This window comes from Streptomyces sp. KM273126 (assembly GCF_004337435.2).
Classification (GTDB): Bacteria; Actinomycetota; Actinomycetes; order Streptomycetales; family Streptomycetaceae; genus Streptomyces; species Streptomyces acidicola.
In genome coordinates, this window is sequence record NZ_SJXB02000001.1 from 5,029,008 (window position 1) to 5,053,145 (window position 24,138).

The window sequence follows — 24,138 nt, forward strand, 5'->3', positions numbered from 1 at the left end:
GGTGACAGCCACGCCGACGAAAGGCACTCGGTCACCGTCTGCGCCCCGCCGAAAGCAGGGCCCCGCCACCACGCACCCCCACCCAGGGGCATACCGTGAGGAGTCGTACGTCCGATCCAGGAGGAGATGCAGGATGGGCAGCCGCACCGCGCTGGTAGAGGATCTGATGGAGCGCTTCCCGCACGTCCCGCGGGAAGCCGTCTTCAAGGAGGATCTGCTCCGGGGCGGGGTGGCCTTCGACCCGTCAGCCCTCAGTGACAACGAGAGCGGCGAGGTCAAGCCGAAGTCGTACTTCATCTTCTCCTTCGACCACGGCACCCTGCCCGAGCTGGGCGAGGCCGCGCTGCGCCGTCCGCCGGAGGAGATCATCCTCACCGGAGGCCCGTACGACCTGCGCCGGACCGTCGTGTCCGTGCGAGTGAACCCGTCCTCGCCGTACCGGGTGGCGGCCGACGAGGAAGGGCTCCTCGGTCTCTACCTCGACGGCAGGCGCGTCGCCGACGTCGGTGTGCCGCCGATGCCGGAGTACTACCGGCACACGCTCGCCAACGGGAAGTCCGTGATGGAGGTCGCCCCGACCATCCAGTGGGGCTACCTGATCTACCTCACCGTGTTCCGGGTGTGCCAGTACTTCGGCGCCAAGGAGGAGTGCCAGTACTGCGACATCAACCACAACTGGCGCCAGCACAAGGCGGCCGGGCGTCCCTACACCGGTGTCAAGGACGTCGAGGAGGTCCTGGAGGCGCTGGAGATCATCGACCGGTACGACACCGCGAAGGCGTCCACGGCGTACACGCTCACCGGTGGTGCCATCACGTCGAAGGTCGCCGGGCGCGACGAGGCCGACTTCTACGGGCACTACGCCAAGGCCATCGAGGAGCGCTTCCCGGGCCGGTGGATCGGCAAGGTCGTCGCGCAGGCGCTGCCGCGCGACGACGTGCAGCGGTTCAAGGACTACGGCGTGCAGATCTACCACCCCAACTACGAGGTGTGGGACCGGCGGCTGTTCGAGCTGTACTGCCCGGGCAAGGAGCGCTACGTGGGCCGCGACGAGTGGCACAAGCGCATCCTCGACTCGGCTGAGGTGTTCGGTGCGCGCAACGTGATCCCCAACTTCGTCGCGGGCGTGGAGATGGCCGAGCCCTTCGGGTTCACGACCGTCGACGAGGCCATCGCGTCGACCACCGAGGGGCTGCGGTTCTTCATGTCCCACGGCATCACGCCCCGGTTCACCACCTGGTGCCCGGAGCCCACCACCCCGCTGGGCAAGGCGAACCCGCAGGGTGCGCCGCTGGAGTACCACATCCGGCTGCTGGAGGCGTACCGCGCCACGATGGACGACTTCGGGCTGTCGTCCCCGCCCGGATACGGCCTGCCCGGACCCGGTCGCGCGGTCTTCTCGGTGAGCTCGTTCATGGACAGTCTCCCGGCCGAGGAGCGCGTGGGCGGGTAGGCGGACGCCCCGGGGCGTAGGAGAGGCGGGCTTGGGCGGGTAATTTCTCCGGCGGGTGAGTCGATGGGTGCCGGTGTACGTACAACTCACCGGTGACAACGGGTGGCAACCGGCGGTAACCACATCTGGACATGCGGCTTGTCAGTTGTGCGGGAACCGTGAAAAGCTCGGGGCCTGTCGTGAGATACCCCCAACTCCCTTACTTCTAAGGTGAGTTGCCCTTTGCATTGTGGATGCGCATCGTTTCAGATGGACGCACCTCGCTCTGTGGATGCAGGAGACCCATGCCCGACCTGCCGAAGCCCCAGGACGCCACCGAAGCCGCGCTGCTGTCGGAGTGCTGGGACGCGGTCCTTTCGTACGCCGATCTGTGCACATCCGGGTCGGCCTCGGCCAGCCAACTGGCAACAGAGGCGTTCACGCACGGCATACAGGAGGCCCGCGCCGACGAGGCCAGAGCCGGCCGGGGCACGGGCCGACGGGCGTTACGACTGCCCAGAATCCCCTTCCTGCTGGCCTCGGTCCGCACCACGGCCGGGGCCTGGGAGGCCCACGGGCGGGGCCCCCGGCTCGATGCCGACCTGCGGCTGTGGCTCAACTCCGACAAGGCCGCCCGGTACACCGGCCCGCCCCTGAACCGGCCGCTCGCACTGCGCGGGCTGAGCGACATGCAGGAGCCGGACGCCGCCCTGCTGTGGCTGGTCGAGGTGGAGTCGCTCCCGCTGCCCGTCGTGGCCCGGCGCCTCCGGCTCGACCCGGCGAGCGCCTCCAGGGAACTCGCCCAGGTGCGCTCGCTGTTCCGGGAGCGTTGCCAGAGCAACCACCTCGACACCCCCATGGACTCGGACTGCCGCAGGTACGCGCGGCTGCTGGACGCGGTCACCCGCTCGCCCGAGGCCGAGACCCCCGAGGACCTCTCACGGCACCTCGCCACCTGCGTCGAGTGCGCCGAGGCCGCCGCCTGCCTCCGGTCGCCGAGCAGCGGACTGCCCGCCGCGCTGGCGGGCGGCGTCATCGGCTGGGGTGGCCACGCGTACCTGGAACGGCGCCGCCGGGCCGCCGAGGCCGGGCTGATCCCCGGCCGTGCCGACCTGTCGGGCGCCGACCGGGGTCTGTCGCCGAGCAGGGAGCCCAAGCCCCGGGTCGGCCGCACCGGCATTCTGGTAGCCGCCGGGATCGTCTCCGTCCTGGCCCTCGCGGTCTCCCTCATGCCCGTCGGCTCCGAGGGCGGCACCCAGGCCCAGGACGACCCGGCGAGCCGTCAGCCCGTGGCGGACCCCGACGTGTCGCTGCCGACCGTGGCGCCGCTGCCGTCCGACACCTCGGGCGACCCGTCGGAGGCACCGCGTGCCGACGCCAGCCGCACCCCGGCCGCCGAGTCCGACCCGGAACCGCAGGGCGAGGGCTCGTCCCCGGCGCGCATCTCGCACCGGCCGGTCGCGCCCGACGAGTCGGACTCCTTCTGCCGCCTCCGCTACGAGATAGTCAACGAGTGGCCCGACGGCTTCCAGGCCACCGTCACGGTCACCTCCGCAAAGGCCGTCGACGACTGGCGCATCGGCTGGACCTTCAAGGACGGCCAGCGCATCACCCAGATGTGGGACGGCACCTCCGACCAGGACGGCTCCCGCGTCACGGCGACCCCCGCCGACTACAACCAGTCCGTCGACGCCGGCGCCACCTTCGGCGTGGGCTTCCTCGCCTCATGGCAGGGCGACAACTCCACCCCACGCGACTTCACGCTGAACGGCCGGAGCTGCACGAAGGTGAGCTGAGGCCGCGGGGAGGGGCCGGGTGGGCGTCGGCTCCGCGAGGCACACGCCCCGGTGCGACGCACGGCTCGGCGAGGTGCGTCGGCTCGGCAAGGCGCGTACGGCTCGGTGAGACGCACGGTCCGGCGGGGCGCACACGGCCCGGCGAGGCGCACGGCCCGGTGAGACGCACGGCTCGGCGAGGTGCACGGCCCGGCAAGGTGCGTACGGCTCGGTAAGACGCACGGTCCGGCGAGGCACACGGCTCGGCGAGGCGCACGGCCCCACGAGACGCATGGCCCGGCGCGGCCCGCCAGTCGTCCCCACGCGGTGGAGCCGCACGGTGCCACCGGCCCACACCCCCTTCCGGGGCGCGGCCCCCGCACTCGAACGCCCCGCCCGGCATGCCCGGGGCGGCGGGTGCGCCGAGACTGGGCCCATGCCGGGACGCATCGAGGACTACGCCCTCGTCGGGGACCTGCTCACCGCGGCGCTCGTGGGCCGGGACGGGAGTCTGGACTGGCTGTGCCTGCCACGGTTCGACTCGTCGGCGTGCTTCGCCGCGCTGCTCGGTGACCCGGACAACGGCCGCTGGCTGATCGCCCCGGCCGAGCCGGACGGCCCGTACGCCCGCCGCCGCTACCGTGGCGACACCCTCATCCTCAACACCGAGTGGGAGACGGCCACCGGCCAGGTCCTCGTCACCGACTTCATGCCGCGCCGCGAGGGCGCCCCCTGCGTCGTCCGCATCGTCGAGGGCCTGTCCGGCAGTGTCGACATGCACATGGACCTGCGGCTGCGCTTCGACTACGGGCGCGTGCTGCCCTGGATGCGCCGGGAGGGCGGCGCACTGACCGGGATCGCCGGACCGGAATCGGTGTGGCTGCACACTCCCGTGCGGCTCACCGCGCACGGCAAGGCCCACACCGCCCGCTTCCGCGTGAGCGCCGGCGAACAGATCCCCTTCGTCCTCACCTGGCACCCCTCCCACCTGCCCGCCCCCGACCCCGTGGACGCCTTCGCGGCGCTGCGGGCCACGGAGACGTACTGGCAGGAGTGGCTGCGACCGCTGACCTACCACGGTCCCTACCGCGACGCGGTCGCCCGCTCACTGATCACACTCAAGGCCCTCACCTACGAGCCCACCGGCGGCATCGTCGCCGCCCCCACCACCTCCCTCCCCGAGGAGATCGGCGGCTCGCGTAACTGGGACTACCGCTACTGCTGGCTCCGCGACAGCGGCCTCACCCTGGAAGCGCTGCTGCGCAGCGGCTTCACCGCCGAGGCCGAAGCCTGGCGGGGCTGGCTCGAACGGGCGGTGGCCGGGCGGCCCCAGGACATCCAGATCATGTACGGCATCGCGGGCGAACGCCGGCTCAACGAGTGGGAGGCCGGCTGGCTGCCCGGGTACGAGGGCTCGCGGCCCGTACGCATCGGAAACGCCGCAGCAGACCAGCGACAGCTCGACGTGCAGGGCGAGGTGATGGAGACCGTCTACCTCACCGTCCGCTCCGGACTGCGCCCGCGGCAGCACATGGTCTCCCTCCAGCGGCTCCTGCTCGACGACCTGGAGCGGGCGTGGACCGCCCCCGACCAGGGGCTGTGGGAGACACGCAGCCCTCCGCGCCACCACGTCCACTCCAAGGTGATGTGCTGGGTCGCCTTCGACCGCGCGGTACGACTCGCGGAGGAGTTCGGGCGCTCCGGGCCCGTGGACCGCTGGCGGCAGGTCCGGGACCGTATTCGCCAGGAGGTGTGTGAGCAGGGGTTCGACCCCGTCCGCTCCACCTTCACCGGGGCCTACGGAACGCCGGAGCTGGACGCCGCGCTGCTGCTCATCCCGCAGACCGGCTTCCTGCCCCCCGACGACCCCCGGGTCCTCGGCACCATCGAGGCGGTACGACGCGAACTCGACGCCGACGGGCTGGTGTTGCGCTACTTGGCCGACAGCGGCCCCTCCCCGGACGGGCTAGCCGGACCCGAAGGCGTCTTCCTGGCCTGCTCCTTCTGGCTCGCGGACGCGCTGCTGCTGATCGGCCGCGATGACGAGGCCCGCGAACTGTTCGAGCGGCTGCTGTCCCTGCGCAACGACGTCGGCCTGCTCGCCGAGGAGTACGACCCCGTCACACGCCGCCAACTCGGCAACTTCCCCCAGGCGTTCACCCATGTTCCGCTCATCCGGGTCGCGTACGAACTGGACCGGCACGCCACGGAGCACCGGCGCGGTGTGCCGCGCCCGGGGGACTGAGCCCGGCGCGGCAGATACGTCCGTACGTAGCGGGGGTTGCCCGCGACATCAATCCACCCTGGACACGACAACGGCCTGCGCAACCCCGGACGGGGTCGCACAGGCCGTCGTCACACAGGCCTCACCGGGTTACCGACCCAGGCTGTGCCCGGTCCGGGCCTTCCCGGGCGCCCCTGCGCGGAGCAGGGTCGCGGTCAGCCGCCCCTCTTCTCGAAGGTCGCCTCACTGACGCCCCACATGAACAGCCCGCCGAGTGGGCACTCGGGAAAATCGGCCCGCAGCACCCGGACGAGGAACTCCACCATGCCGCAGTCGTAGCGGCTCCACAGCGAGCCGTTCCGCGCGTAGACCACGACCGGCCACTTGGCGGGATCCTCGTCCGAGGCATCCCAGCACAGCATGTCGGCGGTGGCGTCGACACCCCAGTTGATCAGTACCGGAGAGGTACCTTCCAACTCGGGCGCCTTGTCCTCGGTCTCCCAGTCGGCCTCGGCGTTCGCCGTCTCGATCACCATCCCGTCCCGCTGTGCCTCGGACAGTGAGACCTTGGGTTCGGGTGTGTTGATCGCCAGGTAGTCCTGCACCGCGCCGGCGCCGTAGACCTCCATGAAGCGCTGGTAGTCAGGCGGGAACGGCCTGCCCCAGGACGCGGTCATGGCGTCCCAGTCGACCCTTGTACCACCGTCCGCCGGCGGCGGCATGAGCCGTCGCAGGGCGTCCAGATCGGCCGACTCAGTCATCGGCACCTCGCCTTCTCAGTCCGTGTCATGGTGTGGCTCCTGTGGGCGCCGGAGCGCCACTGCTGTCGTTTTGGGTGCCCAGATTGTCTCCTGTGCTCAGAGTGTTGGGGATGAACACCTGGAAGTTGATGCCGACCGTTCCATCGGGGTACATGCCGTACGCCGACATGTCGTACCCGGTCGGCACCGTCCTGCTCCCCTCGTAGCGGGGTGAGACGGTGTACATGACGTGCTGGCCGGACATCACGGCCTGGTACACCATGTTCTCGTACGCCCTCATGTGCTCGTCGCCCTGCGTGGAGCCGATCTGCTTGGCGTTGGCGCCCCGGGCGCACGGGGAGAGGTTGGCCAGGACGCCCTTGCCCGCGAGCTTGTTGCCGATGAGGTGGCAGGCGTTGACGTTCTTCTGCGCGTCCAGTCCCTTGCTGTCGGCGAAGTTCTGCGCCCACTGATATCCCGGCGGGTTCGAACCCACGGGAGTGCCCTTGTTGTTCTTCAGGTACTCCTTCGTCAGGCAGGCCTCCGCTGTCGTGGCGCGGTTGCCGTTCGACGCGTCCCTGTCCCCGTACTTGATCCAGCCGTCTCCGCAGTTGCCCCGGTTCTCGTCCTCGCCGGGGTCCGGCTGCGGACGCGGGATGCGCCTCGGGTCGGGTGCGGGTTGGTCACTGGTGTCGTCCCGCTCCCTGGAGCGTTCGTTGATCCGCTCCCTGACCTGGTCGACGACGTACTCGACGGCGGCGGCGACGGCGATGACGGCGACGGTGACCACCACCGCGGCGGCGAACGCCACGATGGCGGCCGGGATCGCGAGGGCGAAGAAGTGCCCGTCGAGTTCGACGTTGCTGATCGGGTTGCCGCCTGTGAAGGCGTACCGGTTGCCGGTGAACGGGTCACTGCCCAGCCCCATGTCGGCGAGGGCTCCGTTGTACATGTCCCGGGTGGTGAAGCGGTTCAGCCCCGGGTCGTAGTCGCGGAAGCCCATGTCGTAGGTGCCGGAGCCGGAGTCCCACCGCTTGGCGTTGTAGCGGTAGGGGTTGTACTCCTCCTTGTTCGGGTCGGCCGCCTCCGGTTTGTCGATGCCGGTGAACTCCGACTCGTCGTTCTTGCCGTAGGCGGTGTAGCCGTAGGTGGCCTTGGTGTTGCCGCTGTCGTCGGTCAGGGTCTCGACGTCGGTGTGGCTGTTGTAGCCGTAGTACGCGTCCTCGGTCGTCCCGTTCTCGTTGTGCTTGATCTGCGACAGGCGCTGGCCCCACGGGCTGTACTGGTAGGACTTGGTCAGCTTGCCGGCGACCTCCTCGGTCAGCACTTCCTGGGAGAGGCCGAGGTACTTGTAGTCGGTGGTCTTGCCGTCCGCGGTCTTGGACGCGGTGCGGTCGAGCGGGTCGAAGGTGAACTTCGTGGACTTCATCGCCCCGCTCGCGTCCCGCTGCTGGGACTCGATGACGTGGTCGAAGCCGTCGTAGATGTTCCGCGAGACGATCTGGCCGTCCTGGGAGGTCGACTCCTGGCGACCCAGCGGGTCGTAGTTGAAGGAGGTGACGGAGCCCGCGGTGGTCGACGTCTGCAGCCGGTTCCGGTCGTAGCGGAAGTCCGTGGTGGCCCCGCCGACCTCCTGCTCGATGACGTTGGCGTTGTCGTCGTGGACGTAGGTTTCCGTGGTCGCGCCGTTGCCGGTCTTCACCGACTTGGCTATTCGGTCCACCGGGTCGTAGCTGTACTCGGTGGTGGATTCGAGATACGCCGAGTGGTTGTCGGCGTTCATCTTCTTCGCGACGTCCTTCGCCTTGTTGCCGTTGGCGTCGTAGTCGTAGGTGTGCGAGGCGACCAGGGTGCCGTTGGCCTTCTTCTCCTCGGTGCTCTTCACCGCACCGTCGACGAAGTAGGTGTGGTCAACGGTGTTGCCGTTGTCCTTGGTCTCCTTCAGTACCTGACCGCGGTCGGTGTAGGTGTAGCTGGTGACCTTGGGGTCGGCGTCCGTGGGCGACGTACCCACTGCGACCGACTTGACCATCTCTCTCAGGTCGTAGGTGTACTTCGAGTGCTGGTCGGGATGGGTGATCGTGTCCGGCTGGTCGTTGGGGTCGTAGGTGTAGGCGGTGGTCGTCTTCTCCTGGCCCGCCAGGGTCTCGGTGACCCCGGAAACCCTGCCCAGCTCGTTGTAGGAGATCGAGTACTTGTCGGCCTCCGCGCCGGGCGACAGGTCGTCGATCACTGACAGGTTGTCGTTGAGGTCGTAGGAGTAGCGGAACTGGTGCTTCTCCGCGTCGACCTCACTGGACAGATCCCGGACGAGCTTGACCCCGTCCGCCACAACCGCGCCGGCCGTGCTCTGGAAGAGCTCCAGCTTCGACGTGTTCCCTTGGGTGAAGTCGTACGAGCCGAGGCTCACCCAGGCGCCCGCGCCGCTGGACTGGTCGACCGTCTTCTCGACGCTCCCGCCGGCGTGGGTCAGCTTGTACCTGGCGGTCTTGCTGGCTCCGCTGACCTCCGGGAACTTCACATAGGCGGTGTACTTGCCGTTCTTCGGGATGTTCAGCGTCCAGGTGAACGAGTCCGTCCCGCTGCCGGCCGCGTGGGCGCGGTAGTCGTACCCCTGCTGACCGGTCTTGGTGCCGGACGTCCACGTGCCCGTGGTGCTGGTGTGCTGGGCGTCGGAGTTGTCGACGAGCGGGACCGCGGTGCCGACCGGCACGCCGTCGTCGGTCTTCTCCTTCAGCTTGCCGTTCGGGTAGTAGGTCCAGCCCATGGTGCGGCTGAAGTCACCGCCGGCCGAGGTGAGCGTGCGGGACGTCTGCAGGCCCAACTCGTTGTAGTCGTAGCTGGTCTTGATGTCCCACGGGTCGGTCGAGTCCTTCACCCAACCGTTGTCGTAGTAGGTCTGATACGTGTCGTTGCGGACGGTCTGCCCCTCCGACGGCGGCAGCGAGGTCTTGACGACCCGGCCGACCGCGTCGTAGACGGTCTCGGTGTAGACGTTGGGGTTGTTGTAGCGCGTGTCCGCCGGGTTGTACGGCAGGAACTGCTTGACCGGCCGGTTCAGCGCGTCGTACTCGGTGCGCGAGGCGAAGTCCTCCGCGTTCGCCGTCTCCGTGCCGCGCGGCGTGATGACCCGGGTCGCGTTGCCGACCTGGTCGTACTCGTACTGCGTGGTGCGGTGGACGGTGTCCGGGCCGGAGCCGCTGTGGGGCACCTTGACCTCGGTCTTCTTGCCCCGCTCGTCGTAGCTGGTCTGAGTGGAGTTGCCGCCCGGGTCCGTTTCGGAGACGACCAGCGCGTCCTTGTCGTAGCCGCGCCGCGACACGTTGCCCAGCGGGTCGGTGACCGTGGTGACCCGGTGCTCCAGGTCGTAGGTCATCTTCGAGGAGAAGTCGTCGGGGTCCGCCGTGCGGTTCTTCTTCGGGTCGACGACCTTGACGTTGTTGCCCACCGAGTCGTACTCGTACGAGATCTTCTCGCCGAGGGCGTTGACCACGGAGGTGAGCTGGTAGAGCTCGTCGTAGTGCTGGGTGGTGGTGAAGTCGTCCGGGTCGGCGGGCGTGGCCACGCCCTTGGGCTCGGTCGTGGTCTTCAGGTGACCGGTCTTGTCGTAGGTGTAGAGCGTCTTGCGCAGCGGCGCGGTCGGCGAGTCCTGTGGCGAGGTGGCCTCGGTGGTCTGGTCGGCCGCGTCGTAGACCGCCGTGGACACCGCCCCGTTGGGTGCGATGGCCTTGGTGACGTTGTCGTTCGCGTCATAGTCGGGCGCCGGGGTGGTGATCAGGTCGTTCTCGGCCTGGTCCTTCGGGACCGTCCTGACCATCGGCCGACCGTACGTGTCGTACGTCTGCGTGGTCCTGTTGCCCAGCGGGTCGATGATCTCCCTGACCTTGCCGCGATCGTCGTGGACGAACGAGGTGGTCTTCTCCAGCGCGTCGGTGATCTTCGCCGGGTAGCCGGCAGGGCCGAACTCGCTGTTCTTCGTGGCGTGGCCGTTGGCGTCCGTCGCCTTGGACAGCAGACCGTACGTGTCGTACTCGTACCGGGTGGTGTAGTCGCCGGCGTCCGGAGTGGAGACACCCTTCGGGTCGGTGACCGTGGTCAGGTTGCCGAAGCCGTCGTAGCCGAAGTTCCAGGTGCGGAGCTGCGGGGAGGTCTTGCGGAAGATGTCGGACGAGTAGCCGTCCAGCCGCTTGACGTACTCGTACTGCGTGCTGTTGACCGGGTACTTGCCCGTAGCGCAGTCGCTCTGCGGCGGGACGCCCCCCTTGTTCATCTCGGCCGTGCGCTTCCACAGCGGGTAGCCGGTGAGCGGGTCGTAACAGTACGCGGTCGTGGCTCCGTTGGCCTCCTCCAGGTACGTGACGTTGTTGTCCGCGTCCCAGGTCAGCTTGGTGGACTGGTTCTTGGCGTTGGTCGACTGCACCGGGCGGCCGTAGTCGTCGGTCACATATGTCGTGGCGTTGCCCTCGGCGTCGGTGACCACGGCGGAGGTGTGGTCGGTGTTGACCGCATCGGGCGCGTACGCGAACTCCATCGGACCGCCGAGGCGGTCGGTCAGGGTCTGCGTCCACCAGTGGTACTTCGGGTCGTCGCCCTCACGTGGGTAGTAGTACGCCAGGCCGGTCACGTTGTTGCGCGGGTCGGTGACCTTGACCAGCTTGACGTTCTTGTTGCCCTGGGTGGCGTCGTACTCGAAGCCGAACACCTTCGGCTGGGACGAGCCCGCGCCGTCGGTGAGTTTGGTCAGCAGACCCTTGTCGGAGTACGCGAAGGTCAGCTGCCGGCCGGAGATCTCCGTCACCGACTTGAGGTGGTCGACGATCTTCGGGTTGGAGGAGTCGGCCTTCGTGTAGTAGGTGGCGGTCAGCGTCTGCCGGCCCGCCGGGTCCGTGATGTACTTCAGGAACTTGGTGGGCTTGTTGTTGGACTTGCGCTCTTCGTACGTGAACGTCTGTGTGTTGCCGTTCTTGTCGACCGTCGACGTCATGTAGCCGTCGCAGCCGAAGACGAAGCGCGTGCCGTCCGGTTTGGTCAGGGTCCAGGCGTCCGGGATCGGGTCCTTGTCCGGGGTGCAGTCCAGGCCCGGCTTGGCCGAGAGCCTGAAGTGAACGCCCGCCGGGGCCTTCCAGGTGCCGTCGTCCTGCTTGCGGAAGACGTGCGTGGTGCCGTCTCCGTCGGGCAGCCGGATCTCCCTGGGGTTCGGGTTGGGGTGGAAGTCCAGCGGGGTGCCGAGCCGGATCGGTCCCGACGCCTGCACGGACCAGCCCGCACCGGCCACCGTGTCGGAGGTGTCGAGCGAGTTGTAGGCCAGGCGGAAGAAGGTGTTGAGCCCGCGGCCCGGGTTGTTGAACGCGTTGTACTGCCAGACGGTGTTGCCGGCCGCGGTGTTGGTCATCAGGGAGGAGCCCGCACCGGTGTTGACGCCGTTGTAGGTGTAGTACTTCTCCATGCCCAGCTGGTCGGACGTCGGGTCCTCGACGGCGACGCTCTGCCGCAGCCCCGGGATGCCGTCCGTACCGGACACCCATGTGCTCGCCTGGGTGTCGAGGACGTCCCAGACCAGCGCGTAGTCGGTGCGCTTGTTCCCCGAGTCGGAGTTGACCGGGGTCTTCACCTGAGCCTGGAGGGTGACGGAGTCACCCGGCAGCAGGTCGGCGGGCAGTGCCGTGCGCACCTGGTTGCCGCCGTTGGTGACGTCGGTGCCGTCGGGCAGCTCCCACCGGTAGGCCAGCACATGCCGGCCGGCCTTCCAGGTGGAGGTGGTGGTGTTGGTGAGGGTGAACTCGACCGTGCGGTCGGAGTTCGGGGTCATCCGCGCCGGGGTCTGCGGGGCGTAGTACGTCGAGTCCGTGGTGGAGTCGATGTACGTGACCGCGAGCCGTGGCCGCAGCCTCGGCTCCACGCCCTCGGTGGAGACGAAGAGGCTGCGCTCCTGCACGCCGGCCTCGTCCGCGAGCTTCACCATGACGCCGTGCTGGCTCGCCGGGGTCTTCACCCAGCCCTGCACCATCGAGGTCACGTCCCACTCGCGCTGGACGGGGTCGTTGGTGAAGTTGCCGTTGTCGGCGACCGCGGAGCCGGTGTCACCACCCGCCGTGGTCCACGACGTGGCGGAGTCGGCCTTCTGCCAGGTGGCGGTGGCCTCGGCGAAGTCCCGTGTCAGCGGGCGCAGTTCGTACCGGGCTCCGGAACCTCCGGGGACGGTGGTGAAGGACCACATCTTGACATCGGCGTCCACCACACGGGCGGTGGACGGGATGTTGAGGGCCGGGAACTTGGCCAGCGCACGACTGGTGCCGTAGGTGGCCGAGTTGTTGCCGACCATCAGCCACGGGTAGGGGACACCGGCGTCCATGATGGTGTCGTGGGGCTGCGTCGGCTGGTTCGCGGTGAGCGTGGTGTCCTGGGACGCCTCCACCAGCTTGGTGACCCGGCCCGCCTTGGGCAGCCGGACCAACTGGGTGGGCGCCGGGATCACTTGGCGGTCACGCGTCTTGACCGCGACCATGTAGTAGTAGGCGCGGCCCAGCGGATCCGCGTCGTCCGCGCGTGTCGGCACCGCGGAGGTGTCCGAGTACGAGGTCGTGCCCGGGGCCACCGGGGCGACCAGGGTGGACTGCGACGGCGTGAAGGTCTGGAACACCGAGCGGTGCACCTGGTACTCGACGATGTCGTCGCCGGTGTTGCTGGACGGGTCCTGGTAGGCCGACCAGTTCAGGTCCGCGCCGGTGGCGTGGATGGTGTCCGGGGCGGCCAGGTCCACGCCCTGCCGGCCGAAGGTCAGCACCAGGCGCGGGACGTTGATGCTCTCACCGCCGTAGGCGTACTCGCTGCCCTCGTACCTGGGTCCGCCCTTGGGGCCGGTCGCGGACTCGTCACCGGCCTTGATCACGAAGCCGTTGTTGGTGTGGACACCGTCGATCCACTGCTGGACGGTCTTCGTCACCGGGAAGGAGTGCCAGAGGTTGCCCTCCTCCGGCTTCTTGGTGACCACTCCGCCCTTCGTGAAGCGCACCGCGTCGGCGATCACCGCGGTGGAGGTGGATGCGGGCCCGTCGCCCAGCACCACCTTGCCCAGGGTGCCCGCCTTGAACGGGTGGCTGCCGAGCGTCTTCCACACGCCCGCCGAACCGGCCGCCTGGTTGACGGTGTAGGCCTTGCTGCCGCCGTCGTAGGTCACGGTGTACGGCGCGCTGGTGGCGCGGTCCTCGGCGGGCACGTAGTGCGCCTCGACCTGGTAGGTGCCGTCCTCGGGGAGGCTCGGCTGCCAGGTGTAGGTGTCGCCGGCGACGCTGTCCTTGTTGTACAGGTAGTCCCTGTTGACCGCGTACTGGGTGTACGCGGTGTTCCCGGACGCGGGCCAGGACCCCTTGGCCGCCGTGGTGCCCGTGTCTCCGTCGTCGACGGTCACGGACGTGCCGGACAGCTCGCCGGTGATGTCCTTGGCGTTGTCCCACGTCGCGGTGGACTCGCTCCACGCGGCGGTGGCACGGTGCGCTTCGAGCTGCACCTCGTTGGCACTGGTGGTGTGGTGCTGGTCGTAGTACAGCTTGAGGTCGGCGGAATCCAGCTTGGTGCCGGACGGGATACCCGTGATGGGGAACCGCAGCAGGGCACGGGAGCTGCCCGTGCCGGTGTTGCCGACCGAGAGCCGCCAGCTGCTGTCGTAGTTCTCCGTCGGTGCGTCCGAGGAGATCATCACGTCCTGTGCCTGGGACGGCGTCGGCGAGATGGAGATCGTCGGGTCGATCGTGACCGGGTACTGCCGAGCGGGCGCGGCCAGCCACTTCGCGTCCGGGGTGACGGTCACCTTCCAGCTCTTGCCGTCACGGCTCAGCCGCTGGTCGACGGAGGTGCTGTAGGCGCTGCCGTACGGGGACTCGGCGTCCTTCTTCGCATCCGTCATGAAGGCGGGCGGAAGCTCAAGGACGGGAGAGTCGCCTTCGCCGTACAGGCGTATGGAGCCGTCCTTGGCGGCCTTGGGCCTCAGCCCACCCGTGTCGAGGGTGAAGGTGAACGACACCGGTCCCGCGGGTCTCTCGCGCAGGACGATGTTCTCCTTCAGACGGCCGGGACCGACCTCGTACACCAGGTCCGCGTTCTTGCCCTCGACCGCGTCCCGGTAGGTGACGGAATGACCCTCGGCCGTCGGTGCCAGCTTGGCGGCGCCCTCCAGACCGAGGGTGACGACATGGCCCTCGGTGGTCTCGAACCGCACCAGCCGCTGCGGGTCGGTACCGAAGTAACTGCGGCCGGTGTTGGCGGTGTTGGCGAAGGCGTAGCCCGTCTTGTCGGCCTTCTCGACACCCGCGTCGATGGTCTTCCAGCTCTTGCCCGACCGGTAGGAGGTGGGCGTGGCCGAGACCTCGGCCTGCACCCGCCCGTCGGACATCTGCCAGTAGCGGGAGTACGGCGTGCGTTTGGCGGTGAGTTCGGCGACGCGTTCGGCCTTGGGCGCCTTGGTCCCCTTGGGGAGCTTGTCACGGCTGGGCAGGGTCGGCTCCCCGCCGGTCTGCGGCTCCTTGGGCCGGTGGCTTCCGTCATCGTCGGAGAACCATGCCTTGACGGAATCGACGATTCCCTTGCCGCCATCGCCACCGGACTCAGGTGCTGCGGCATACGCGACTTGAGGTATCGCGGTACTCGTGACCGCAGTCACCACTAGGCAGGTTAAAAATCTGCCGGCTCTGGATTTCACGAATTCATTTCCCTGTCTCTCGTGGCCTTGAACTTGCTGCGAGAAACCCGTCCGGTCCGCATAAACAGCAGAACCTGGAGCAGGGCGCCGCAGTTGTAGTCAGGCCGGACAGGCAATGTCAAGTGTCCAGACATACAGGTGACTTCGGGCTATCTGGCATCAAATCAGGCCAAGCGCGGAACGGGTGAGCAATGTCGGGTGCTCGTCATTTCCGTCCGGCGGCCATCGGCATGCGGCATCGTTATACGAATAAACGGTTTCGACGGCCTGACCTCTCGGATTCCGAGTTGTCTTGAGCCGACGGCCCCGATACGCAAGAAAATGCTTATGCGCGAAGAAGGACGAGAGCTGACGGAAAGCTTTTCGCGTTGTCGCCAGGTCTCGGGCGTCACCTGCATGGCGATGAGCCGCACCGAATCGCCGCGGAGCTCGCCCGCCGGCGCTCGCGGGCTCGCCGCTGCGTAATTCGATGGCGCCCCGGCCAGTGTGCCTCTATGGTCAGTGCTGTTCGCGCAGCGACCGGTGGTCGGCTGCTGCAGTGGTGTGGCTTGGTTCGGGAGGTGTGACCGATGGCTGTCGTTGAGATGGGCGCTGCCCGCATCCGGAAGTTCGTCAAGTCCACCTCCGTGGCCTCCGGCTGACCTCTCTTCTCCCGCGCCAGTGAGCGCGGTGCCGGGGCCACCCTTGTGAAGGGTCACCCCTTGTCTTTCTCTTCTTCTCCGGGTTCGTCCTCGTCTTCCTCGCATCCACTCGTGCCGTACGGCTGGGATGCGGGCTGGGAGGCCGAGTTCACCCCGTATGCCGAGCAGGGTCTCCTGCCCGGTCGTGTCGTACGTGTCGACCGCGGTCAGTGCGATGTCGTCACCCCGGCAGGCATCGTCCGTGCCGACACCGAGTTCGTCGTGCCCCGTGACCCGATGAAGGTCGTGTGCACGGGGGACTGGGTCGCGGTCGACCCCGAAAGCGGCGATCCGCGATACGCGCGCACGATCCTGCCCCGCCGTACCGCCTTCGTGCGGTCGACCTCCTCGAAGCGGTCCGACGGTCAGGTGCTTGCCACCAACATCGATCACGTCGTCATCTGCGTGACGCTCGCGGCCGAACTGGACCTCGGGCGGATCGAGCGGTTCCTCGCGCTTGCCATGTCCTGTTCGAGTGGTGAGGCGCTGCTGCACAAGTCGGTCCCCTCCTGGGAGTCCGGCGCACAGCCCGTCGTGGTGCTGACCAAGGCCGACCTCGTACCGGACGCGGTGACACTCGCCCACCTCGTGCAGGACGTGGAGACGAGCGCGCCCGGAGTGCCGGTGCTGCCCGTCAGCGCCGCGTTCGGGGACGGCCTGGACGTCCTCGCGGCGGTGGTCTCCGGGGGCACGTCCGTGCTGCTCGGGCAGTCCGGCGCGGGCAAGTCGACGCTCGCGAACGCACTGCTCGGCGAGGACGTCATGGAGGTCCAGGCCACCCGTGACGTCGACGGCAAGGGCCGCCACACCACCACGACGCGCAACCTCCTCGCGCTGCCCGGCGGGGGCGTGCTCATCGACACCCCGGGGCTGCGCGGCGTCGGCCTCTGGGACGCCGGGACCGGGGTCGGCCAGGTGTTCGCGGAGATCGAGGAGCTGGCCGCCGAGTGCCGCTTCCACGACTGCGCGCACGCCGCGGAGCCGGGGTGCGCGGTCCTCGCCGCGGTCGACTCCGGCGCGCTGCCGGAGCGGCGCCTCGACAGCTACCGGAAGCTGCTCCGCGAGAACCAGCGGATCGTCGCGAAGACGGATGCGAAGGTGCGGGCGGACATCCGCCGCGAATGGAAGCGGAAGGGCGCCGAAGGGCGTGCGGCGATGGAGGCGAAGAGGGGGCGCTGGACGTAAGGGCGCCCTGGGTGGGAATTCTCTGAGGGGCGGGGGCTCGCGGGGCCGCGCCCCCGGCGAGCCCCGCATGGCGCGCTCCAACGCCGTGTCCGATTCCCGCCAGCCCCGCCCCCCTCCGTCGTCCATCCTGGGAAGCGTGATCGATGAAGAGACCAGGTACGAGGCCGTGCGGAGCAGGGACGCCCGGTTCGACGGGGAGTTCTTCTTCGCCGTCGAGACGACCGGGATCTACTGCCGGCCGAGCTGCCCCGCGGTGACGCCGAAGCGGCACAACGTGCGGTACTACACGACCGCCGCGGCCGCCCAGGGCGCCGGGTTCCGCGCCTGCCGGCGGTGCCGGCCGGACGCGGTGCCCGGCTCCGCCGAGTGGAACGTACGCGCGGACGTCGTCGGTCGTGCCATGCGCATGATCGGCGACGGTGTCGTCGACCGGGAGGGTGTCGCCGGGCTGGCCGTACGGCTCGGGTACAGCTCACGCCAGGTCCAGCGGCAACTCACCGCCGAGGTCGGCGCGGGACCAGTGGCGCTGGCCCGCGCACAGCGGGCCCACACCGCGCGCCTGCTGTTGCAGACCACCGGCCTGCCGATCACGGAGATCGCGTTCGCCTCCGGGTTCGCCAGCGTGCGGCAGTTCAACGACACGATCCGCGCCGTGTACGCCGCCACGCCCACCGCACTGCGCGCCGCCGCGCCCCGCCGGGACACCCCCGGCCGGGGAGCCGCGGCCCCGTCCACCGGGATTCCGCTGCGGCTCGCCCACCGGGGGCCCTACCAGGCCGCCGCCGTCTTCGACCTGTTGGCCGACGAAGCGGTCGCCGGCGTCGAGGACATGATCGGCCCACGCGGCCGTCGCACCTACTGGCGCACGCTGCGGCTGCCCCACGGCCACGGGTTCGTCGCGGTCGACGAGCGGCCGGGCGGCGGTGCGCAGGCCGGGCGCGGTGGCTGGCTCGACGCGCGGATCCGGCTCTGCGATCCGCGTGATCTCACCACCGCCGTGCAGCGGCTGCGGCGGCTCTTCGACCTGGACGCCGATCCGTACGCCGTGGACGAGCGGCTCGCCCGCGACCCCCGGCTCGCCCCGTCGGTCGCCGCGCGCCCCGGCCTGCGGTCGCCCGGTGCCGCAGACCCGGAGGAACTGGCCGTACGCGCCGTCGTGGGCGTGGCGGAGGCCGAGGAACTGGTGCGGACGTACGGGAAGCCACTGGACGCCCCCTGCGGGGCGCTCACCCACGTCTTCCCCGAGCCCGCCGTGCTCGCGCAGGCGGAGCACGGCCGTGGCACCCTCGGTGCGCTCGCCGCCGCGCTGGCCGACGGGACGCTGCGGCTCGACGCGGGCGCCGACCGGGACGACGCCCAGCAGGTGCTGCTGGCGCTGCCGGGCATGGACGCCCGTACCGTCACCGTGATCCGCACCCGCGCCCTCGGCGACCCGGACGTGGCGCCGCCCGGCGTGGACGTCCCCGAGAGCTGGCGCCCCTGGCGCTCGTACGCCCTGCACCATCTCAGGACCGCCCGCCGATCCGAGCGATCCGAGCGAGAGAAAACCGGAGTCTGACATGTCCAAGCTCGTCCACTACACGCAGATCGACAGCTCCGTCGGCCGGCTCCTCCTCACCGCCGACGACTCCGGAGCCCTGACGTCCCTGTCCGTACCCGGTCAGAAGGGCGGGCGGGTCCTCCAGCCCGAGTGGCGGCATACTCCGAGCCTCTTCCGCGCGGCCGAGGAACAGCTGGGTGCGTACTTCGCCGGTGAACTCAAGGAGTTCCGGCTGGAGTTGCGCGGTACTGGTACCGAGTTCCGTGAGCGGGTCTGGGGTGCGCTGGACGACGTCCCGTACGGGGCGACGACGACGTACGGCGACATCGCCGCGCGTATCGGGGCGTCGCGGGCCGCGGTTCGTGCCGTTGGTGGTGCGATCGGGGCCAATCCTCTGTTGATCGTCCGGCCGTGCCACCGGGTGATCGGTGCGGATGGCTCTCTGACGGGCTATGCGGGGGGTCTCGACCGTAAACTCTGGCTGCTGGGGTTGGAGGGTGCGGTGCCGGAGCCCCAGGGCTGACGTCGGAGCCTCAGGGCTGACCGCCGGAGGATGATCGCCCCCGCCGCCCCTACCCGTCCCATCCCTTCTCTGGGGGCTGCCGCCCCCAGCCCCCCGCTTGTCGGCCTGAACGGCCTCGTCCTCAAACGCCGGACGGGCTGAACAGTCAGCCCCTCCGGCGTTTGAGGAGCGGGGGTCCGGGGGCTGGCCCCCGAAACGGGGTCCGGGGCAGAGCCCCGAAGAGGGGGCCGGGGCGCAGCCCCAAAGCCCTGGGGGTCCAGGGGGCGCAGCCCCCTTGGCGGGGGCTAAGGGGCGGTAGCCCCTGGGGATGGGACGGGTAGGGGCGGCGGGGGCGAAGACAACCCCGGCCCCAGGCCACTCACACGGCCGGCAACCCCCACCTCGGCGCAGCCTCATTCGGCCGCACCGGCGCGACCGTCAGGTCAGGATGGTCACCCTTCGCCGTGATCAGCGCCGACTGGCCCTTCCTCAGAGCGATCCGGACGGCACCCCCACCCACATCCGAGTACCGCAACCGCCGCCCCCACCCATCACGCACGTCGACCGCCCCCGCGATCCCGTGCCGTACCACACAGTCAGCCCCCGCCTCGCTGGTCAGCCGCACCCAGCGGGTCACGCCGCCCTTCCGTACCGCGGAGAGCAGGAAGGCCCCCTCGGTACGGAAGTCGTGGACCGTCAGGTCCGCCCAGGCCGCGGGCAGCGCGGGGAACACACGGATGACACCGCCCCAGGACTGGCAGACCATGTCGTGCAGGGACTGGGCGGCCGACAACGGGGTCTCGATGACCGGGCCGGACTCCTTGTACATGGTGTTGGGCTGGATGAAACGGGACATGAGCTCGCCGAGGTAGCCCAGCGCGTCCTCACCCTTGCCGAGCAGCGCCGACATCGAGGCCGCGCCCGTGAACGTATAGCCCTGGAGCGCGCCTTCGAAGCCGACCCAGTGCGCCAACGACTTCTCGATCAGGGCCCGTTCATCCGCCGTGCGGCCGGTCACCTCGTACAGCGGGTACACGGCGAGCAGATGCGAGTAGTGGCGGTGCGACTTCGCGAAGGGCACGTCCGCGCCGATCATGAAACCGTTCGCGTCCGTCGGATACGGCACCCGCTTGGCCAGCACCTCACGCCAGCGCGGCGCCAGTTCGTCGTCAATGCCGAGGAGTTCGGCGGACTCCAGCAGCGTACGACAGCCCCAGGTCAGCAGCATCAGGTCGTAGTTGCAGTCCCGTGAGTCGTCGCCGTACTCGGGCGAGAACGTCGCCGGGAGATGCAGCTTGCCGTCCGGGCCGGGCTCCAGGAAGTGCAGGTAGTAGTTGATCGCCTTGCGCAGGAGCGGGAAGAGGACGTCCCTCAGGATCGACTCGTCCATGGTGTGGCGGTAGCTGAGCCAGACGTTGTGCAGGGCCCAGGTGAGGTTGCCGACCTCTGGGGTCGGCGGGTTCTGGCCGGGGATGCCGACTCCGTACCCCATGAGCGAGCTCGCCGCGCCGTTGATGAGGTGCGGGTCGGTGGTGCGCGGGATGCCCATCGAGTCGGCGTTGTACGGGGCGGCCACCTCCGTGGACAGGTTCTCCCGGAACTCGCTCAACGACCGTGTGACCGCGTCGAGTTCAAGGTGGTTGGAGCCGTGGATGAGCCAGTACTCCAACTGCGCGTTGAGGTTCCACCAGGTGTTGGGCCACGGTGTGGGCTCCAGCCAGGGTCCGCAGGTCGCCATGACGGGTGCGTCGCGTCGCGCTGCCGACGCCGTCTTGTACAGCTGGATCCAGTAGAAGCGCTGGATACGGGCGTCCGGCAGGGAGAGGAAGCTCTTGCGGTAGTAGGCGTGCCACCAGTCGTGGTGCGTCGACGCCAGACGGGAGTACGGCAGCCCTGATACGGTCCGGATCGCTCGTACCGCCCGCCGCAGCGCCGTGTTCTGCGGATACGAGTACGCCACGTGGACGTACAGCGTCCGGCTCGCCCCCGCGCGCCGCTCCCGCCACGCCGTCACATGCTGCCCGCCCGACAGCAGGGGTTGTACGGAGGTGGAGACGCCGTCCTCCTCGCCGACCTCGGCGGGAGGGTTACCCCGGTAGCCGTCCGGCAGCGGCTTGAACGCGGCGCGCGGGCTGATCGCGTCCGCCGGGTGGAACACCCACCGGAAGCCGCGCTCGCTCTCGCTGGGCGTGACCTCCACGGCGAGCACCGAGCGCGAGGTGTGCACCAGGGCCCGGATCGTGAGCGTGCCCCGATCAGTGGTGAGCGTTCCGGTGAGCTCGGCGTCGCGCAGCCGGAGCCGCCAGTCCAGGCCGGTGATGCGGCCCACGGGTTCCAGGGTGAAGTGGCCGATCGGCAGCCGGGCGAGCCCGAACAGCGAGCCGAACTCGGGGCGGTGGTCCTGGACTTCGGAGTGCTGCACATTGAAGCGCACGGCAGTGAACGTGCCGTCCTCCTGGCCGCCGCCCGGCTCCGCGTAGATCCCGGAGCCGAGGAAGCCGTTGCCGAGGAACGGGCCCTCGTACCAGGTCGTCGGCATCCGCTGCCAGACCAGGTCGGCGTCGTCGAGGACCGCGCGCCAGGGGTCGGAGGGGGAGAGTTCGGGAGCGGCGGCAGCGGACGCGCTCGCCGGGGTGGCGGGCAGACCCCCGGAGACGAGTGTTCCGCCGAGGGCGGTTCCGGTGGCGAGAACGGTACGTCTGGAGGGGCTCGGCTTCGCTTCGGACGGGCGGGACATGGTGCCTCCCGGCGGCTCAAACAGCACGATTCAAAGGGTGATTCATCGGAGCTATCCCGCGATGCAACGTAGAGAAGCTGTGTGTGCTCGTCAATAAGGAGGGAGAGGTCCGATGTGTTGGAGAGGGTTTGTGACCGGTGTCGTCCGACGCGCCGAACTGGCGCATCATCGCCGCACCACCTGGTTTTTCCCGGAGCCCCGTTTTCATCGGGCTCCCGCGGTGGACAATTAGGGGCATGAGCCAGCAGGGGGAGAGGCCCACCGGTCACCAGCACGACTGGTGGGGGCAGTTGTACGACGACTCCGCCGAGGACACGGGACCCACGGCCGCGGCCGACTCCCTCGACGACCGCTTCGCCTCGGCGGCGGGCACGGTGGGGCGGGGATCGGGGGCCCGACCGGAGTCCTCGCCGAGCGGCGCCACGCCTCCACCCGGGCGACCCCCGACGGTCCCGGGCCGGCGCACCACGACCACCACGCCGGACGTATCCCCTTCCGCCCCCTACGTTCCCTGCGACGGGTCCGGTTCGTACGACCTGGAGGCCCCCTCGAACCAGTCCGCCCCCTCGAACCAGTCCGCCCTCTCGAATCGGACCGCCCCCTCCAACCGGTCCGCCAACCAGGGCATCCCGTACAACCGGCCCACCCCTCACGACACCTCCGCCCCTGCCCCCGTGGCCTTTCCGCCCGGTCCCAAACCGCCGGGCTTTCACGCGGAGGCGCCCCGGACCGCACGGCCCCCGCGCGATGCCTCGCAGCCCTCCGAGCCAGTGGCCGTCGCCCACGTCGGTTCCGGGCCCCCCACGTACGACGCGGAGCCCACCGCACTGCCTGCCGCGGACCCGGACGACCTCGGGGATCTGGTCGCGGACACCGTGCTGGACGGGGCGCAGTACGGGGCGTGCACCCTGCGGGCCGCTTCCGTGCGCGGGGACTCCGCCCGGTACCGGGGCGAGCCGCGCCGGGACGCGCTGCTGACCGCCCGGTTCGGCTCGGGCGACGACGCGCTGGTGCTCGTCGCCATGGCGACCGGCGCCCGCGCCACGCCGGGGGCGCACCGGGCGGCGGCCGAGGCGTGCGCGTGGATCGGGCAGGCCGTCGGCCGCAGTCACGTCCGGCTCGCCGCGGACCTCCGGGCCGCCCGGCGCGGCGACCTGAAGTCGGGGCTGCACCGGCTCACCGACCGCAGCCTCGGCAAACTCCGTGCCAGCGCCGCCGAGCAGGGCGTCGAGCCCGAGGAGTACACGGCCGGCCTGCGCTGCCTGCTGCTCCCGGCTGACCCGGAGTGCCGTACGCGTGTCTTCTTCGGTATCGGCGACGGGGGACTGTTCCGGCTGCGGGACGGCGAGTGGCAGGACATAGAGCCGCGCGTCACCGCGACCACCGGCGCGCCCGTCGTCGGCTTCGGCTCGCCGCCCCAGGAGACCCCCGAGGGCGACCGACTGACCATGGACCTCGGTATCGCGACGCCCCCGAGCCCGTACGAGCCCGCCCCCGCACCGCCCACGGACCCCTTCCGCTTCCGTGCCTCAGTGGCCCGCCCGGGGGACACGCTGCTGCTGTGCACGGCGGGCCTCGCCGACCCCCTGCGCGGTGAACCGCAGCTCGCCGAACACCTCACGGCCCGCTGGGCGACCGGGAAGCCCCCTGGCCTCGCCGCCTTCCTCGCCGACGCCCAGGTCCGGGTGAAGGGATACGCCGACGACCGTACGGCCGCAGCTGTCTGGGAGGGCTGACCGGGCCGGCAGAGGGAGGCGTCCGCCACAGCTGTGGCCGCGAGCGGCTGGTCGTATACGCCCGTATCGGCAGGCCGGGGTGGACGGCGGGGACCGGCGCGCGCGGTCGGGCCGGGTGGCCGGTTCGAGGGCTCCGGGTGCCCGTGCGGTTGCCCCGCGCGAGGGTTTTTCCTGGTGGCGAGAGGTGCCTTGGGCCTGTCAGCAGCGTGGCTTGACTGTGTGCGTTTGAAAGCCTACGGATGGTACTTGACGATGCCGTATGACTGTCGTCTTCCGGACGGGGCATGGATCCCGTGAACGTGTTCGAGCGGGAGGGGAATCGTCATCGGCGTGCGGACGGGGGCCATGAAGAGGCAGGCGCGAGGGGGCGGTCCCGTGGCGATCGGGGCATCCTCGGCGAAGACGATGGAGGAAACGACCGACAGCGGCACGGACCAGGCAGGGGCGGGGGAGCTCAGACACAGGCTCGGACGGGCGGACCTGCGGGCGGTGCCCGAGGCCCGGAGGGCGCTGAGGGAGTTCCTCCGGCACTGGGGGCGCCCCGGTAGATCGGAGGTGGCCGAGCTGTTGACCAGCGAGCTCGTCACCAACGCGCTCATCCACACCGACCGCGACGCGGTTCTGACGGCCACCGTCTCGCCACATGAACTCCGTGTGGAGGTACGGGACTTCGTGGGCCGCAGACCCCAACTGCGGATACCGGAAACCGATGACGGTACGCACGGCCGAGGCCTGATCCTGGTGCAGTCCCTCGCGGACGCCTGGGGCGTACGCAGTCACGGCGTGGGCAAGGCGGTGTGGTTCGAACTGGGCGCGGACGCCGCGTGATGGCCCGAACCGGAAAACGGGGCGGGGGCGCGGCTCGCGCGCCGCGCCCCCGCCCCGTGCGGCC

At 69.7% G+C, this 24,138-nt stretch carries 11 protein-coding genes; 8 read left to right on the forward strand and 3 right to left on the reverse strand.

The window, feature by feature from the left end:
* The first annotated feature begins 133 nt into the window (after window positions 1-133).
* From E0500_RS21505 to E0500_RS21515, 3 genes are all read left to right on the forward strand, one after another.
* Window positions 134-1,453 (forward strand): radical SAM protein, encoded by a 1,320-nt coding sequence (locus E0500_RS21505; protein ID WP_131563987.1) that lies wholly within the window; start codon window positions 134-136, stop codon window positions 1,451-1,453.
* 284 nt (window positions 1,454-1,737) lie between these two features.
* The gene (locus E0500_RS21510; RefSeq protein WP_131563986.1) at window positions 1,738-3,228 is read left to right on the forward strand and encodes a cellulose-binding domain-containing protein; all 1,491 of its coding nucleotides are present in this window, start codon (window positions 1,738-1,740) and stop codon (window positions 3,226-3,228) included.
* Between the two features lie 415 nt (window positions 3,229-3,643).
* Window positions 3,644-5,452 carry a glycoside hydrolase family 15 protein gene (locus tag E0500_RS21515; protein ID WP_131563985.1) on the forward strand — a complete coding sequence of 603 codons (1,809 nt, stop codon included), beginning with the start codon at window positions 3,644-3,646 and terminating at the stop codon, window positions 5,450-5,452.
* A 194-nt stretch (window positions 5,453-5,646) separates the two neighbouring features.
* On the opposite strand, the gene E0500_RS21520 is transcribed toward E0500_RS21515, so the two are convergent.
* On the reverse strand, window positions 5,647-6,192 hold the full coding sequence (locus tag E0500_RS21520; RefSeq protein ID WP_131563984.1) for a hypothetical protein: 546 nt from the start codon (window positions 6,190-6,192) through the stop codon (window positions 5,647-5,649).
* A 25-nt stretch (window positions 6,193-6,217) separates the two neighbouring features.
* The gene (locus E0500_RS21525) at window positions 6,218-14,827 is read right to left on the reverse strand and encodes a DNRLRE domain-containing protein (protein WP_309505108.1); all 8,610 of its coding nucleotides are present in this window, start codon (window positions 14,825-14,827) and stop codon (window positions 6,218-6,220) included.
* 740 nt (window positions 14,828-15,567) lie between these two features.
* Here E0500_RS21525 and rsgA point away from each other — a divergent pair.
* The 3 genes from rsgA to E0500_RS21540 all read left to right on the forward strand — a co-directional run bounded on the left by rsgA (window position 15,568) and on the right by E0500_RS21540 (window position 18,794).
* Complete coding sequence (gene rsgA / locus E0500_RS21530) at window positions 15,568-16,731, forward strand: ribosome small subunit-dependent GTPase A (RefSeq protein WP_131563982.1); 1,164 nt, start codon at window positions 15,568-15,570, stop codon at window positions 16,729-16,731.
* 139 nt (window positions 16,732-16,870) lie between these two features.
* Window positions 16,871-18,289 carry an AlkA N-terminal domain-containing protein gene (locus E0500_RS21535; RefSeq protein WP_309505237.1) on the forward strand — a complete coding sequence of 473 codons (1,419 nt, stop codon included), beginning with the start codon at window positions 16,871-16,873 and terminating at the stop codon, window positions 18,287-18,289.
* Window position 18,290: 1 nt separating this feature from the next.
* The gene (locus E0500_RS21540) at window positions 18,291-18,794 is read left to right on the forward strand and encodes a methylated-DNA--[protein]-cysteine S-methyltransferase (RefSeq protein WP_131563980.1); all 504 of its coding nucleotides are present in this window, start codon (window positions 18,291-18,293) and stop codon (window positions 18,792-18,794) included.
* 358 nt (window positions 18,795-19,152) lie between these two features.
* On the opposite strand, the gene E0500_RS21545 is transcribed toward E0500_RS21540, so the two are convergent.
* Window positions 19,153-21,510 (reverse strand): glycosyl hydrolase family 95 catalytic domain-containing protein, encoded by a 2,358-nt coding sequence (locus E0500_RS21545; RefSeq protein WP_181587087.1) that lies wholly within the window; start codon window positions 21,508-21,510, stop codon window positions 19,153-19,155.
* A 236-nt stretch (window positions 21,511-21,746) separates the two neighbouring features.
* Here E0500_RS21545 and E0500_RS21550 point away from each other — a divergent pair, with 236 nt between their 5' ends.
* Window positions 21,747-23,246: a protein phosphatase 2C domain-containing protein gene (locus E0500_RS21550; protein ID WP_181587088.1), complete on the forward strand. Its 1,500-nt coding sequence runs from the start codon at window positions 21,747-21,749 to the stop codon at window positions 23,244-23,246.
* Window positions 23,247-23,651: 405 nt separating this feature from the next.
* Window positions 23,652-24,074, forward strand: coding sequence for an ATP-binding protein (locus E0500_RS21555; protein WP_131563897.1), 423 nt, complete (start codon window positions 23,652-23,654; stop codon window positions 24,072-24,074).
* Window positions 24,075-24,138: the final 64 nt, after the last annotated feature.

What these genes read in the sequence shown, in the direction of transcription:
- E0500_RS21550 (WP_181587088.1), top strand. Translation starts at nt 21,747, where the DNA reads ATGAGCCAGCAGGGGGAGAGGCCCACCGGTCACCAGCACGACTGGTGG.
- E0500_RS21555 (WP_131563897.1), top strand. Translation starts at nt 23,652, where the DNA reads ATGGAGGAAACGACCGACAGCGGCACGGACCAGGCAGGGGCGGGGGAG.
- E0500_RS21505 (WP_131563987.1), top strand. Translation starts at nt 134, where the DNA reads ATGGGCAGCCGCACCGCGCTGGTAGAGGATCTGATGGAGCGCTTCCCG.
- E0500_RS21545 (WP_181587087.1), bottom strand. Translation starts at nt 21,510, where the DNA reads ATGTCCCGCCCGTCCGAAGCGAAGCCGAGCCCCTCCAGACGTACCGTT.
- E0500_RS21515 (WP_131563985.1), top strand. Translation starts at nt 3,644, where the DNA reads ATGCCGGGACGCATCGAGGACTACGCCCTCGTCGGGGACCTGCTCACC.
- E0500_RS21540 (WP_131563980.1), top strand. Translation starts at nt 18,291, where the DNA reads ATGTCCAAGCTCGTCCACTACACGCAGATCGACAGCTCCGTCGGCCGG.
- E0500_RS21510 (WP_131563986.1), top strand. Translation starts at nt 1,738, where the DNA reads ATGCCCGACCTGCCGAAGCCCCAGGACGCCACCGAAGCCGCGCTGCTG.
- E0500_RS21520 (WP_131563984.1), bottom strand. Translation starts at nt 6,192, where the DNA reads ATGACTGAGTCGGCCGATCTGGACGCCCTGCGACGGCTCATGCCGCCG.